Origin of the sequence: Sediminivirga luteola (genome assembly GCF_014639315.1) — a bacterium.
In the GTDB taxonomy this organism is placed as follows: domain Bacteria; phylum Actinomycetota; class Actinomycetes; order Actinomycetales; family Brevibacteriaceae; genus Sediminivirga; species Sediminivirga luteola.
The window spans coordinates 306,500-320,708 of the sequence record NZ_BMFY01000003.1 but is presented as its reverse complement, the minus strand read 5'-3'; the positions used below and the strand labels follow the sequence as shown (position 1 = coordinate 320,708).

At 70.1% G+C, this 14,209-nt stretch carries 13 protein-coding genes, 1 tRNA gene and 1 riboswitch; of the genes, 4 read left to right on the top strand and 10 right to left on the bottom strand.

The window, feature by feature from the left end; all coding sequences use genetic code 11:
• Positions 1-3: 3 nt before the first annotated feature.
• The 4 genes from IEW13_RS04930 to IEW13_RS04915 all read right to left on the bottom strand — a co-directional run bounded on the left by IEW13_RS04930 (position 4) and on the right by IEW13_RS04915 (position 1,930).
• A tRNA-Ile gene (locus tag IEW13_RS04930) sits at positions 4-77 on the bottom strand.
• Between the two features lie 83 nt (positions 78-160).
• Positions 161-544 (bottom strand): DMT family transporter, encoded by a 384-nt coding sequence (locus IEW13_RS04925; protein WP_188549817.1) that lies wholly within the window; start codon positions 542-544, stop codon positions 161-163.
• A 2-nt stretch (positions 545-546) separates the two neighbouring features.
• Complete coding sequence (locus tag IEW13_RS04920; protein ID WP_188549816.1) at positions 547-861, bottom strand: DMT family transporter; 315 nt, start codon at positions 859-861, stop codon at positions 547-549.
• A 15-nt stretch (positions 862-876) separates the two neighbouring features.
• Positions 877-943: riboswitch (guanidine-III (ykkC-III) riboswitch) on the bottom strand.
• A gap of 45 nt (positions 944-988) precedes the next feature.
• Positions 989-1,930, bottom strand: coding sequence for a dihydrodipicolinate synthase family protein (locus tag IEW13_RS04915; RefSeq protein WP_188549815.1), 942 nt, complete (start codon positions 1,928-1,930; stop codon positions 989-991).
• Between the two features lie 101 nt (positions 1,931-2,031).
• On the opposite strand from IEW13_RS04915, the gene IEW13_RS04910 reads away from it, so the two are divergent.
• Positions 2,032-2,634 (top strand): GNAT family N-acetyltransferase, encoded by a 603-nt coding sequence (locus tag IEW13_RS04910; RefSeq protein ID WP_188549814.1) that lies wholly within the window; start codon positions 2,032-2,034, stop codon positions 2,632-2,634.
• Positions 2,635-2,639: 5 nt separating this feature from the next.
• On the opposite strand, the gene moeB is transcribed toward IEW13_RS04910, so the two are convergent.
• The 3 genes from moeB to imuA' are packed head-to-tail and all read right to left on the bottom strand — an operon-like array spanning position 2,640 to position 5,676.
• A complete protein-coding gene (gene moeB, locus IEW13_RS04905; protein WP_188549813.1) occupies positions 2,640-3,860 on the bottom strand; it encodes a molybdopterin-synthase adenylyltransferase MoeB in 1,221 nt (406 codons plus the stop codon).
• Positions 3,861-3,881: 21 nt separating this feature from the next.
• Complete coding sequence (locus tag IEW13_RS04900; protein WP_188549812.1) at positions 3,882-5,003, bottom strand: DNA polymerase Y family protein; 1,122 nt, start codon at positions 5,001-5,003, stop codon at positions 3,882-3,884.
• Positions 4,996-5,676: a DnaE2-dependent mutagenesis accessory factor ImuA' gene (imuA', locus tag IEW13_RS04895; protein WP_188549811.1), complete on the bottom strand. Its 681-nt coding sequence runs from the start codon at positions 5,674-5,676 to the stop codon at positions 4,996-4,998. Before imuA' ends, IEW13_RS04900 begins: the two co-directional genes overlap by 8 nt.
• A 56-nt stretch (positions 5,677-5,732) precedes the next feature.
• On the opposite strand from imuA', the gene IEW13_RS04890 reads away from it, so the two are divergent.
• Both IEW13_RS04890 and IEW13_RS04885 read left to right on the top strand, forming a co-directional pair.
• Positions 5,733-6,194 (top strand): tRNA (cytidine(34)-2'-O)-methyltransferase, encoded by a 462-nt coding sequence (locus tag IEW13_RS04890; RefSeq protein ID WP_188549856.1) that lies wholly within the window; start codon positions 5,733-5,735, stop codon positions 6,192-6,194.
• 99 nt (positions 6,195-6,293) lie between these two features.
• A complete protein-coding gene (locus IEW13_RS04885) occupies positions 6,294-7,124 on the top strand; it encodes a PfkB family carbohydrate kinase (protein WP_188549810.1) in 831 nt (276 codons plus the stop codon).
• Positions 7,125-7,202: 78 nt separating this feature from the next.
• Here the strand turns inward: IEW13_RS04885 and IEW13_RS04880 are convergent, their stop codons facing one another.
• Entirely contained in the window at positions 7,203-7,460 is a 258-nt protein-coding gene (locus tag IEW13_RS04880; protein WP_188549809.1) for a type B 50S ribosomal protein L31, read from the bottom strand.
• A 196-nt stretch (positions 7,461-7,656) separates the two neighbouring features.
• Here IEW13_RS04880 and IEW13_RS04875 point away from each other — a divergent pair, with 196 nt between their 5' ends.
• Positions 7,657-8,214 (top strand): YbaK/EbsC family protein, encoded by a 558-nt coding sequence (locus IEW13_RS04875; RefSeq protein WP_188549808.1) that lies wholly within the window; start codon positions 7,657-7,659, stop codon positions 8,212-8,214.
• 54 nt (positions 8,215-8,268) lie between these two features.
• Here IEW13_RS04875 and IEW13_RS04870 read toward each other — a convergent pair whose 3' ends face one another.
• A complete protein-coding gene (locus IEW13_RS04870; protein ID WP_188549807.1) occupies positions 8,269-10,275 on the bottom strand; it encodes an HNH endonuclease signature motif containing protein in 2,007 nt (668 codons plus the stop codon).
• A gap of 488 nt (positions 10,276-10,763) precedes the next feature.
• Positions 10,764-14,144 (bottom strand): error-prone DNA polymerase, encoded by a 3,381-nt coding sequence (locus tag IEW13_RS04865; RefSeq protein ID WP_188549806.1) that lies wholly within the window; start codon positions 14,142-14,144, stop codon positions 10,764-10,766.
• Positions 14,145-14,209 lie beyond the last annotated feature (65 nt).

The window sequence follows — 14,209 nt, the reverse complement described above, 5'->3', positions numbered from 1 at the left end:
GAGTCCCCCCGGCGGGACTTGAACCCGCAACCAAAGGATTATGAGTCCTCTGCTCTGACCGGTTGAGCTACAGGGGGCGAACGTATCGAGTATACGGGGACGCCCCCGTGCGCGTCCGTCACCGGAGGCCCCGTGCCGCAACCGTCTTGATCGAGGCGCCCTAGCCGTCCTGACCGGCTTCCTGCCGCTCCCTTGGGCCGCCGCTGCGCTTGCCCCGGCCACCTGGCGCATCGGGCACCAGCTTCAGGCCGATCACGGCGGCGATGATCCCGCCCAGGAAGATCAGCTTCCCCGCCGAGATGCTCTCGGCCCCCGTGGCCATCGCGTACGCGACCGTCAGCGCCGCTCCGACGCCCACCCAGACCGCGTATGCGGTGCCGATGGGGATGTGCTTGGCGGCCCAGCCCAGGCCGGTCATGCTGATCGCAAGGGCGACGACGAAGACCACCGTGGGACCCGGCCGGGTGAGACCGTCCGAGAGGCCCAGCGCGGTAGCCCAGACGGCCTCGAAAACGGCGCTGAGAAGCAGGACGATCCACGCCACGGTCAGCTCACCGCCTTCAGGCCGACGACGGATCCGACCAGCAGCACCAGGAGGAGCACCCGGGCCCGGGTCGCCCGCTCCTGGCCGGTGATGAAGCCCCAGGAGACCGCCAGCGTGGCGCCGACGCCGACCCACACGGCATAGGCGGTGCCGGTGGGAAGCTCCTTCATCGCCCAGGCGAGCCCGGCCATGCTCAACGCGAGAGAGACGAGAAACAGAAGAGCGGGGTGCCAGCGGGTGAAACCTCTGGACGCGGCGAGCGCTGCGGCCCAGACGGCCTCCAGCATGCCCGAGAGGATGAGGACGATCCACGCCATGACAAGAACACTCCCGATGAGTCAGTCTTGTCGCGCTGCGGGTACTGCTCCCTCGTCCGCGGACCCGGTGTGAGGATCCCACCAGCATGATAGCGGCTCCCGCCGGTCCGTGCCCGATGCCATCAGGTCACCGGTCGAGGCCCAGCGCTGCCATCACCGCTCGTAGCCGCTCGCGCTGTTCCTCACCGAGCCCCTGGAGGGGAGCCGGAAGGCAGGGCCGCTGCACCAGGCCCAGTTCCTCCGCCATCGCCGCCACCACGCGGAGACTGCCACCGCAGGAGGCGAAGAGGTCCCATAGCGGGGCCAGGCGATCGGACTCCGCCCGGGCGCGTTCCGGCTCTCCCTCGTCGAGCGCCCGGACGATGCGCTGCGCGGCGACCGGCACGGTGCCGCCGATGACGGAGTACCACGCATCGCATCCCGCGCTCAGCCCGGCCGCCGCGAACGCGTCCCCGGAGACGCCGATGGTGACATGCGCCGGCACGACCGCCCGGATCTCCGCCACCCGCTTGCCTGCCTTGCCGGGATCCGCCGGGACGCCGGGGATCTTGATCGAGCCGATCCCGGGCAGCGCGGCGATCCGGGCGTACAGCTCCGTCGTGAAGGAGAACCCGGTGGTGGCCGGATTGTCGTACAGGATCACCGGGACCGAGGCGTGGCGGGTAAGGTCCTCGAAGAGCGTGAACACCTCGTCGTCGCTCAGGGGCTGGTAGCGCATCGGCGCCAGCAGCAACCCGGCCGCTCCCGCTTCCTGGGCCTGTTCCGCATAGGCGAGCACCTGCGAGGTGCGCAGCGCGCTCACGCCGGCGAACACAGGGATGCCGGCGGCATGGCCGACGGCCAGTCTCGTCACCCGGGCACGTTCGGCCGGACTCAGATAGGCGTAGGACCCGGTGGAGCCGAGCGCGGTGATCGAATCCACGCCGGCGGCGGCCAGCCGTTCGACCAGCCCGGCGAAAGCACCCTCGTCCACGGCGTCGTCGCGGATCGGCGTCAGGGGGAAGGCGCTCAGCCCCCTGAATGCAGTGCGCACGAGCGCGTCGCCGGAGCCGTATCCAATGCATCCCATGCCATCATGGTGTCATCACGTGCCGGCTGCGAGGAACCACCACCCGTGAGCCAGACGCCCCGGGTGCACGCTGGGGACGCGCCCCTATGAGAGGAAGTCCCATGAACGCGCAGCCCGTCGTCCGCCAGGCCGAGAGCGCCGAATCGGAGCATGTGATCGCCGCCTGCCTGGACGTGTTCCTCGACGAGGCGGTGTTCTGCTGGGCCGTCCCCGACGAGGCCCTGCGACGCGAGCTCGCGCCGGCCCTGTTCGCCGAGCAGCTGCGCGGCGCGCTCGAACTGGGGCGCATCGTGGTCGCCGAGTTCCCCGGCGGCGGCATCGCGGGGGTGTCGATCTGGGTGACGTCGGAGGACGCGGACGAGGCCGAGGAGACCGCGGCCGCACTCCAGGAACAGGATTCCCCCGAGCTGAAGCGGTTCGCGCGGGTGGCGGAGATCTCGGCGCGGCTGCGTCCCGCCGAGCGGCATGTGTACCTGAACTCCATGGCGGTCAGCCCGCAGCACCGCGGCGCCGGAGTGGGCGCGGCGATGCTCCGCTACGGCATGGACCTGGCGCGGCGCCTGGGACTCCCCCTGCATCTGGAGGCCTCCACGCCGGACAGCGAACGGTTCTACGCGCGGCACGGATTCCAGCCGGACGGCGAAGCGGTCACCCTGCCCGATGAGGGACCCACCCTGCAACCGATGTCCTGGCAGCCCGACTGAGCCGTTCAGGCCCGGTCGTTCCGGTCCTGTTCCTCGCGCAGGGCCGTCCAGGCGTCGTAGCCGCCGCTGAGGCTGAGGATGACCCCTGCCGCACCGGCGCGGCGCAGCGCCTCCCGTGCCCGGCGGGAGCGGGCCCCTGCCTTGCAGTAGAGCACCACCTCTGGGCCGGGCCCGGAGCTTGTCCCGGAGCCGCCGCTCACGCCCGGCACCTGCGTCGAGCCGTCCAGGATGCCCGCCAGCGGGACGTTCACCGCGCCGGGGATGGCGCCGAGCTGGTACTCCCACTCCTCGCGCACGTCCACCAGCACGGGGGCGCGGCCCTCGTGGAGGAGTTCTCGCAGCGTCGCCCCGTCGATGGTGCCGGCCGTATCGTCCGTGGCGCCCGTATCACCCGCAGCGTCGGTGCCCGGCGCGCCGGCCTCCCCGGTTCCCGCCCCGGCGGGAGGGGCCACATCGGCGCCGATGGTGTCCGCCGGCACCCGGTCCGGGTTCGCCTTCAGCGGGATCTCGTGGAACTCGGCGGTGAGCGCGTCATAACCGAGCACCCGGCCGATCAGGGGCTCGCCGAGGCCGGTGAGCAGCTTGATGGTCTCGGCTGCCATGAGGGTGCCGATGACGCCCGGCAGCACACCCAGCACGCCCGCCTCCGCGCAGCTGGGGATCGCCTCGGGCGGTGGCGGGCTGGGGTACAGGTCGCGGTAGACGGGCCCCCGACCGGCCCAGAACACGCCCAGCTGGCCGTTGAAGCGGAGGATGGCGCCGTGGACCACGGGTTTGCCGGCGATCTCGGCGGCATCGGCGACGATGTAGCGGGTGGCGAAATTGTCCGAACCGTCCACGATCACCTCCGCCGGTGCCATCAGCGCCAGGGCGTTCTCGGCGGTGAGCGGCTCGCGGTGCTCGTGGATGACGATATCCGGGTGCAGACCGCGCATCACCTGGGCGGCCGAAGCGGTCTTGGGCGCTCCGATGCGCTCCTCGGAGTGGATGACCTGACGATGCAGATTCGAGCGCTCGACCGTGTCGTGGTCCACGATGTCGATGGTGCCCACGCCTGCCGCGGCCAGATAGCTCAGCACGGGAGAGCCCAGGCCGCCGGCTCCGATGACCAGGACGCGGGAATCCAGGAGCCGCCGCTGAGCGGAGGGGCCGAACCCGGCCAGGGACAGCTGCCGCTGGAAGCGCTCGGCCTGCTGCGTGCTCAGTGTCTGCGATGACTCCGTCATGAGGTCTCCCAGTGTACGACCTCAGAGCAGGGTGGGCTGGTCTTCGAGTGGTTCGGCCATCTCGACGGCTTCCAGGAGGATCCGCACGATCCCGTCCGGCTCGGTGTCTTCCGGGGAGTGAGCGGACCCGGTCCGCCGTGGGCGGGCGGTCCGCGCCTGGTCTCGCACGGCGCCGGAAGTCCAGCTTTCCACATGCCAGCGCAGCCGGTCGGCGATGTCGTTGGCGCCCGCGCCGGGTTCCAGCCGCCAGATGGCGGTATGGCGGCGGCCCGTCTCGCTCACCGCCGTGACCCTCACCTGGGAGCAGCGCAGGCCGGTGGCCGCGACCGCGTCGAGCAGCTCGGTGGCCACGGCGCGACCGGCGAAGCCGAGCTGGTCGGCACGCATGACCGCGTGATCGAGCCGGATCTCGGCGGCGAGCTCCGTTTCGTGCCGGTGCGGATTCCACTGCGGATCGGGTTCGCCGCGGGCCTGCCGGTGCGCATGCCTCCCCTCCTGACCGAAGCGGCTCGTGACATGGCCGGACGGGAGGGCGGCGAAGTCCCCCAGGCGGCGCAGGCCCAGATGCGTCAGGACGTCCACGAGTTCCTCTCGTCCAGCCCAGCGGGGCAGCTCGGGACAGTGCAGCTCCTGGATCGGACGAGGTGCCAGGAAGGCGGCGTCCTGCCCCGGCGCCACGCGGCTGCCTGCGCGGGCGGCGGCGAGCGCGGTGAACAGGGCATCGGCGATCCCCGCCGTGAGCTCCTGGCCGGTCCGGTCCGTCACAGCGGAGAGCAGTTCCTCCGCTGCGCGCTCCTCCGAGCCCCAGAACGCCGCGGCCGCCCGGACGGGCACGGCGAGGAGCCCGGGGTGCAGTGCCGAGAATTCCGGGGTGCGCTCCTCCAGCGCGGCCACCAGCGGCGCGAAGACGCGCTCGTCCCGGGAAGGGTCGTGCCGGCAGGCGATCAGACCGGGAGCCCGGTGCTGGGCGTGCCGCCGCAGCTGGCCCAGCCGCACCCCCGAGCGGCGGGCGGGGGCGTTCGCCGCGATGACCCGGTTACCGGAGAACACCGCCACGGGGAGATGCGCATCGATGTCCATCTCCCTGGCTGCGGCCGCGGCGGGCCAGTCCGGGGCGAGCAGGACCAGGAGGCGGTCAGGCATCAGGGGTTCCTTTCCCGAAGGACAGCAGGGTCACCTCGGCGGAGGGGGCCGGAGACACTCCGCCGTGCTCATCGGGCAGCCACAGGGCATGCTGCCCGGTGGGTGTGCGCACCTGGCGTCTGCACCGGCGCAGCCGGCCGGCTCCCGCCTCCAGGCCCTCCCACTGCCGCTCCCCCAGGCGCAGGTCCTGGGCGCCGGGCCAGTCGTCCAGGAGCAGGACGATGGCGCGGCGTTCCCGGACCCGGGCCAGCAGCCGCTGCTGCTCCCGCGGCGCGGGCCGGAAACCGGGCTGGGCGATCACGATGTCCACGGCGTCCACCAGGATGCCCAGCGCCTCCAGCCACTCCCCGCCGGGCACCGAAGCCACCGCCAGCCGGTCCAGGCGAATGCCCAGGTCCGCGACGGCGGACAGGCCCAGTTCCTCATCGGTCAGCGCAGTGCACCAGTGGCCGCGGCGCGTACCCTCCGCCGCGAGGGCGAAGGCCAGCATGAGGGACCCCGGGCCGGAGAGGGAGTAGAGCCGGCCCCGGCGCAATCCACCCTGAGGCAGCAGTTCCGCCAGCGCCGGCAGGACCGGCAGCATCTCGGCTCCGCTGAGCACGCCGCTGGCGGTGCCCAGCCCGAAGCGCTCCGCCAGACGACGGGCTTTGATCGGGGCGATTTCGGCGGACACTCTTTCATTATCGAACTGATGTTCGAGCGGGGCAAGTGGGTATGCTTGAGCTGCTCATGTTCAGTTTCGTCTTCTACACCCCCGAGATTCCCGGCAACACCGGGAACGCCATCCGTCTTGCCGCCGTGACGGGCGCGGACCTGCATCTGGTGGAGCCGCTCGGCTTCGACTTCTCCGATGCCAAGCTCCGCCGGGCGGGACTGGACTACCACGATCTGGCGCGCCTGACCGTGCATCCCACTCCGGAGGCGATGTGGGAGCATTTCGCCGGACATCGCATCTTCGCGTTCACCACTCACGCGAGCACGAACTTCGCCGAGGTCTCCTATGAACCCGGGGATGTCCTCCTCTTCGGTCCCGAGTCGGCAGGCCTGCCCGAGGAGGTCAGCGGCGACGACCGGGTCCACGAGCGGCTGCGGATCCCGATGCTGCCGGCCCGCCGATCACTGAATCTGGCGAACTCCGCCTCGATCGCGCTCTACGAGGCGTGGCGCCAGCACGGCTACGCCGGCAGCTGACGAGGGTTGCTGGCGCCACGGCTACTATAGGGAGATGCTCCGACGACTCGCCCACCTGGACGAGCGTCGCATGACATCACCTGTATGAAAGGACACCACGTGGTAGCACGCGCCCTCACCATCGCCGGCTCCGACGTCTCCGGCGGCGCCGGTCTCGAGGCCGATCTGAAGATGTTCGAGGAGTTCGGCGTCTTCGGCACCGCAGTGGTCACCTGCATCGTGACCTTCGATCCGGAGAAGGACTTCGAGCACGCCATCGACTTCATGGAGACCGAGGTCATCGCGCGGCAGCTCAAGAGCGCCCTGGCGGTGCATTCCTTCGACGCGCTCAAGTCCGGCATGCTCGGCACCGCGGAGTCGGCATTGCAGCTGGCCCGCTATCTGGAGGGCAATTCCCTGCCCTATGTCTTCGATCCCGTGCTGGTGTGCAAGGGAAGCGGCACGATGGTGGACCTGAAGGACCTCTTCGTGGAGAACCTGGTGCCGCAGGCGACGGTCATCACACCGAATCTGGAGGAGGCTGCGACGCTTCTGGGCGCGGAGAAGCTGGAGACCGAGGCCGATCTGGTCGAGGCGGCCAAGGCGATCCACGCTCTGGGTGCGGCGGGCGTGGTCGTCAAAGGCGGCGCACGGCTCGACGGGGACGAAGCGGTGGACGTCTTCTACGATGGCTACACGCTCGTGCGATTCTCCACCCCGAAGGTCAGTGACGCACTGGTCAACGGCGCCGGCTGCTCCTTCGCCTCGGCGATCGCGGCGGGCCTGGCCCAGGGCGCATCGGCGGTGGATGCGGTGGCTGAGGCGAAGGAAGTCGTCACCCATGCGATCGCCGGCCGGCTGCCCAACGCCACCGGCGTGCCCTCCACCCTGCACCCGGCGGCCCGTCTGTATCCGGCTGAAGGCGTGGCCGTCACGGCACGCGAACTCTGAACCGGTAGGACTTTCAGATACGCGAAAGGCGCGGGACTCGCGATGAGTCCCGCGCCTTTCGCGGTGCTGGGGCGTGGATCAGCCCCGGCGGCCGAAGCCCTTGTAGCGGTCCTTGAACTTCTCCACGCGGCCGGCGCTGTCCAGGATGCGCTGCTTGCCGGTGTAGAAGGGGTGCGAGGCCGAGGAGATCTCGACATCGATGACCGGGTAGGTGTTGCCGTCCTCCCACTCGATGGTCTTCTCGCTCGTGGCGGTGGAGCGGGTGAGGAACTTGGTGCCGGAGGCGAGGTCGTTGAAGACGACGTAGCCGTAATCCGGGTGGATGTCCTTCTTCATGGAGAGCCTTGCTTTCTTTTTGAGATCCTTATCGGGCGCCTGGTGCGCTCGTGACCCCTGCGCAGGTGCGTGGCTCCGCGGCTCTCCGCCACGAACTTCGACCTACGGGGAATCCGCCGGCCAGTGCCCAGATTCCTTCACGGCCTCACTAGGCTGGAGACCGACAGTCAACTATACCCGATAAGAGAGGACAGGCATGACTCTTCCCGCGTTGCCGCGCGTCCCGGCCGCCGACCATCCCGAACTGCTGGCACCACCCGTCCATGAGGGGCTGGAACAGGCCGCCGCTGCCGGCGTCGACATCTCCCGGATCCACACCTTCCCCATCGACGCCGGGCTGGCCGATACCGCGGCACTGTGCGAGGCGACCGGAATCCCGATGGAGGCCTCCGCCAACTGCGTTCTGGTGGCGGGGAAGAGGGGCGGCGAGGAGCGCATCGCTGCCTGCGTCGTCCTGGCGCACACCCGGGCGGATGTGAACACCACCGTGAAGAAGCTCCTGGACGTGCGCAAGGCGTCCTTCCTGCCCATGGATCGCGCCACCGAGGAATCGGGGATGGAGTACGGCGGCATCACTCCCGTCGGGCTCCCCTCGGAGTGGCGGTTGCTCGTCGATTCGCGTGTGGCGGACGCCGGCGAGGTCGTGATCGGTTCCGGCATCCGCGCCTCGAAGATCGTCCTGGAGGGGGCGCTGCTGGCCAGGCTGCCCGGTGCCGAGCTCATCGAGGGACTCGCGACCATCCCGGAGGGCTGAGGGGGTCGGCGAGCTGGAAGAGACCGGCTGGCACGTGCCGTAATGCTGGGCGCATCAGAAAACGACCTCCAGGACCCGTGCGGCGAGGCCGCGCTCGGCGGGCGATTCGGCGTGAGTTGCTGTGCGGCTCAGCAGCGCCTGGTCCCGGCGGGTCGGACGCTGCGGCGAGGTGGGGGCGAGCGGAGCATGATTCGCCCGTTCCACCGGCGCCACCTCGCCTGAGGGCAGTTGCCACCCCCAGCGGGGTTCGCCGTTCCCGGCGATACCGACTTCCACCGGGGTGATCACTCCCATGGTCTTCCACCGGTGATGCCGGCGGCAGAGCGTGTCGAGGTTCGCCGCCGCGGTCGGGCCTGCCGGCCACGGCACACGGTGATCGACGTCGCACCGCGCAGGCGCCGTCATGCAACCGGGCACACTGCAGCTCCCATCGCGGAACCCGAGCGCAGCGCGCAGGGTCTCGGGCGGGAAGCGTCCCACGTAGTCCGCGTGCAGCACCTCACCGCCATCACGCTGCTCGCCACCATCGCCTCGTCCGCCGAGGAGCAGACGATGCCAGAAGACGGAGACGCGGTGGTCTGGGCGCTCCGGTTTTTCACGGCTCGCTGGTCCAGGTGCGTCCGCCGTCGGCGGCGTTTGCACGTGGGCAGAGCTATCCGCAGGGGCAGCCGTGCCTGGCCCTGCCGAGGGCGGCCCATCGTCGACGCGTGCCGGTGGTTCATCGCGGGCGCTTGCTCGGGGCGCGGCACCATCGGCGTCTATCGACGGCGGACTGTCTTCGGCTCTTATCGAGGGCGGTGAACCGCCCTTGCCTGCCGCCGATGGTCCGTGGCTGGTGCCTAGACGCGGTTGCCCCTCACGGAGATTCGCTGCCGACGGCCTCTTATCCCCGCGTGCTGGTGGTGGCGTGTGATCGGCGGGACTCCGGGGCGGGCCATCGCCGGTGAGCAGGTGGAGCAAGGACGGCACCGGAATCGTCCATGAACCGTCGTCGCCGACGGCGGGGGCCTGCCTGACGCCGGCCAGCGCTTCCGCCGGTACGGTGACGCCGATGTGGACCCGTACCTCCGAGAGCGCCCGCAGTCCCGCGCCGGGCTCGGGGAACATGGCAGGGGCGTCCATATGCCCGTCGGGCGTGTCTGGGGTGCTTTCCCTCGGGTGCGCGGGTTCTTCCGTTCCCGCTTCCGCGCGCCTCGTTCCCGGGGAGGCACACTGACCTGCTTCCGGGGAAAGATGCTGCCCCGTGGGATGCTGCTCCGCGGGATGCGGGAGCTTTCCTCCCGTGAGGACATCCGCGAGGACGTCGGCCCGGGCCTGCGACAACGTCCGGCCAGAACCGACGACTCGCTTGGCGGCCTTGGTCAGTGCCTGGTCGATCACCACGGCGTGCATCGTCGGCAGGAGGGCCCAGAGCTCGCTCATCCCCTCCTCGCGGTGTTCCACGCTCACGCACCGCTCGGCAAGCGCGCGATGTGCCCGTTCGCTCTGGATATCCGGCTCCAGCTGCGCGATGAGACGCCGGAGCCACCTCCTCAGTTCCCCGAGAGTGTGACTGCACGCGTATTCTGCGGCCCGTGCGTCCAGGATGCGCAGCGATTCGAGCCTTTCCAGGCGCGCCGCGGCATCGGCGAGGACGTACACGCGGGAGGCGTCCAGCCGGCCGGCCAGGAACCCGTTCCACACGATGGGCAGTTCCTCACGCACTCGTGCTGCCCGGGCCAGACGCAGCGATGCCTGCGCGGGGCTCCATCCCAGAGCACGTCCGATCTCATAGATCACGGCTCCGCGCTGGGCTTCCGTGACCTCGGCCGGAAGGAACACGCGCTCGCCGTTCACGACGGTCCAGTCGCCGGACTGGTCTGCCTCGATCCGGGCCACCTCCGCATCGAGGTGATCCAGAGCTGCGGCGAGTTCGGCTGCCTCGGCACAGGCGCGGCCCCGGGCCAGAGCGGTGAGCCGCTCACGCCAGTGCCCCGCGCCTGTGTCCGCACGATCGTCGCCGCGCGAAGCACGGTGATTGCCACGCGAAGCACGGCGAGCGGCCGGGGCATCATGGGGCATGGCGTGGCCAGCCCCGTCCGCGTGAGGGACTCCCACCGCAGAGAGAGAACCGTCACCGGCGCCCGCTTCGGAAGAGGAACTGTCACCGGCGCCCGCTTCGGAAGAGGAACCATCACCGGTGCCTGCCGCAGGGAGGAAATCGTGATCGGCACTCGCCCGCGCGTGCTCGGGGATGCCTGCCCCTGTGCCGCCTGCCCCTGCGCCGCCGACCCCGGTCCCGCGCACAGCAGTTCCGGCGGAGTCCCCAGTCAGGGTTCCGCCGTCGCTGTGGCGAGCGGTCCGATCTTCTGTCATGACACTCACGCTAGCCGTTGGCACGGACAACGCTCCTTGCATCTCCACACCACCTGGCCGAAGTGCCCCGAACACACTCGTCTGTGATCGTGCGTAGGCCCAGCGCGCCGATGCCTGATGGCCGTCCTGCTCCGCAGCCGGTGATCGCGCATCGGCAGCTGCCCGGTCTCATGCCCGCTCGCGGCTACCCGCGTTCACTGGAAGTCCCGGGAACGGGTGCTCAGCGAGGTCGGCAGCGCCTCCAGCCGCTCGGCACGCACGCTGATGACCGGCCCCTCCCGCTGCAGCACGCCGTGCACGATGATTGCATTCGCCCGCAGCGCGGTCTGCCGGTACCGCTTCCACAACCCCGCGGTGCAGACCACATTGAGCATGCCGTACTCGTCCTCCAGGTTCATGAAGGTGATCCCGGTGGCGGTCGCCGGACGCTGCCGATGCGTCACCAGGCCCGCCACGCTCACCCTGGTGCCGCCGGGGTGATCCTTCAGGGCATCGATGCCGCTGATCCCCCGGCTCGTGAGCTCGTCCCGCAGATGCACGGTGGGATAGTCCTCCGCCGTGGTTCCGGTCGCCCACAGCTCCCCGAGCGTCTGCTCGAAATCGCCGGCCTCCGGCAACCGCGGAGCAGCACTGCCGGGATCCACGCCCGGCAAGGTCTGCGGCCCCGCGCCGGCCAGCGCCCCCGCCGTCCACAGCGCCTCCCTGCGGGAGATCCCGAGGGAATCGAAGGCCCCCGCCGCGGCGAGTGCCTCCAGAGCGCCCTGGGAAAGCTCCACCCGATGGCACAGATCCGCTACGGAAGAGAAGGCACCTTCCCGGTCACGTGCGGCGACGACCAACTCCGCCGCCTGAGTCCCCAGCCCGCGGATGGAACCCAGTCCCAGGCGGATGGCATCGGCCTCCACCGGCTCCCTGGGAAACCCGGACAGCTGGGGTGGATCACCTTCCAGGCACGCCTGGACCTCGCTGGCATTGATATCCACGCCCCGGATCTCCACGCCGTGCCGGCGGGCATCGGCTATGAGCGACTGCGGCGAGTAGAAACCCATCGGCTGGTGGCGCAGCAACCCCACGCAGAACGCGGCCGGGAAATAGCACTTGAACCAGGCGCTGTCGAAGACCAGTGCGGCGAAGCTGATGGCATGGCTCTCGGGGAAGCCGTAATTGGCGAAGGCCTCGATCTTGGCGTAGATCGCCTCCGCAGTGCTCCGGTCGATGCCCTTCTTGTCCGTCCCGGCGAAGAAACGCTCCTTGAGGCCCTGCATCCGCTCCAGGGAGCGTTTGGCGCTCATCGCCCGGCGCAGCTCATCGGCGTCCCCGCCGGTGAAGTCCGCCGCCACCATCGCCAGCTGCATCAGCTGTTCCTGAAAGAGCGGCACGCCCAGCGTGCGCTTCAGCACCGGCTTGAACATCTCGTGCGGGTAGGTGACCTCCTCCTTCTCCTGCTTGCGGCGGATATAGGGGTGCACGCTGCCGCCCTGGATGGGCCCGGGCCGGATGATCGCCACCTGGATGGCCAGTTCGTAGATGTTCGTGGGTGCGAGCCGCGGCAGCGTCGCCAGCTGAGCCCGGGACTCCACCTGGAAGACCCCTACCGCGTCACCGCGGCAGAGCATCTCGTAGACGCGGGGGTCACTGCGGTTCAGGAGCGATCGTTCCACCGCCAGGCCGTGCCGCTGCCGGACCAGGTCGACCATCTCGTGCAGTGCTCCGAGCATGCCCAGCCCCAACAGGTCGAACTTCACCAGCTTCATATCGGCGCAGTCGTCCTTGTCCCACTGCACCACCGAACGGTTCTCCATCCGGCCCCATTCAACGGGCACCACCTCCGAGACCGGGCGGTCGCACAGCACCATCCCGCCGGAGTGGATTCCCAGATGCCGCGGCGCTTTCAGCATCTGGCTGGCCAGCTCCAGCACCTGCCCGGGGATGCCGTCCTCCCCTTCACCGGCCGTCTCCGGGAGTTCTCCCCAGCGCTCCACCTGCTTGGCCCAGGCGTCCTGCTGCCCGGGCGCGTAGCCGAGGGCCCGGGCCATGTCACGGACCGCCGAACGCCCCCGGTAGCTGATCACATTGGCCACCTGCGCCGCCCGGTCGCGGCCGTAGTGCCGGTAGACGTACTGGATGACCTCCTCCCGGCGGGCGGATTCGATGTCCAGGTCGATATCGGGATAGCCGTCTCGTTCCGGGGCCAGGAAACGCTCGAAGAGCAGCCCCTCCGCGACCGAGTCCACCGCGGTGATGCCCAGCACGTAGCAGAGCGCGGAGCCGGCGGCGGACCCCCGGCCCTGGCAGAAGATGTTCGCCTCCCGGCAGAACCTGGCGATGTCGTGCACGATCAAGAAGTACCCGCAGAAACCCATGGACTCGACCGCGTCGAGTTCCCGTTCCACCTGCGCCCAGGCGCCTTTCACGCGTTCGGTGGCCCGGGGGCCGTACCGTTCCAGGGTGCCGGCGATGGCGTACTCGCGCAGCACTTTCGCGTGGTCCTGGCCCTCCACGGGCGGCTCGGGCAGCCGCGGCTCAGCCAGGGAGAGCTGGAAGGACAGCTCATCCCCCAGCTGCACGGCCCGCGCCACCGCACCAGGATGCTCCGCGAAAAGAACCGTCATCTCCTCCGGGCCGCGGAGCATCGCCTGCGTTGCGGCGGGAAGCTCACCTGCGATCTGCTCCATGGAGCTGCGCCGGCTGACCGCCTCCACCGCCTGGGCCAGGCGCATCTGCGCCGGCACCGCGTACCGGACCGCATTGGCCGCCACGACGGGAAGACCTGCGCGCTCGGCCAGCGTCGACAGGTGCCGGATCCGTTCATCGTCATCGGGCAGGCCGTGGCGGACGAGTTCGACCTCCACATGCCCGGGACCGAAAAGATCCCGCAGCTGCCGCAGATAGCCCAGCCCGCCGTCGTCGTCGCCCAGATGGGCGTGCAGCGGCCCGTCCCGGCCGCCGGTGAGCACCTGCCAGTGCCCGCCCGACTGCGCGGCCAGGTCCTCGGCCTCGCAGCGGATTCCGTCTTTGCTCCCGGCCATCTGGGCCCGGGTGATGGCCGAAGAGAGCCGCCGGTATCCCTCCACCCCGGCGCACAGCAGGGGAAGGCGGCCCTCCGGCAGGGGAAGGCTCGCACCGAACACCGTCGCCAGGCCTGTACCCTCAGCTGCCCGGGCGAATCTGGCCGCCCCGTAGAAACCGTCGTGGTCGGTGAGAGCCAGGGCGCTCAAGCCCCGGTCGATGGCCTCCTTCACCAGTTGCTCCGGGCTGGAGGCACCGTGCAGGAAACTGAAGTTCGAGTGCGCATGCAGTTCGGCGTAGCGCGCGCTGCGCGTCCCCTGCGCTTTCCCGGCTGGCGCTTTCCTGCGCGGAGACGCCTCGCCCGAGACCATCCCCGTGCCGGGGGTGGTGCCCTCGGGCTGCGGCTTACGGTCCTGCCGGGCCTTCCTGCCCTCCCGGCTCGGGCGCCGCCGATGAGCCAGAGGCTCACCCGTGCGGGCCTCCGGCGGCAGTGCCTCCGCCGAGTCCGCCGAGAGCCGCCCCTCGAGTTCGGCCCAGGTGATCCGCGGATTGAACCAGCCGCTCATGGCGCGGCGTCCATATCCATATCCATGTCCATGCCCATGTCCACGCTCATGGCCGCGCTTCCGCT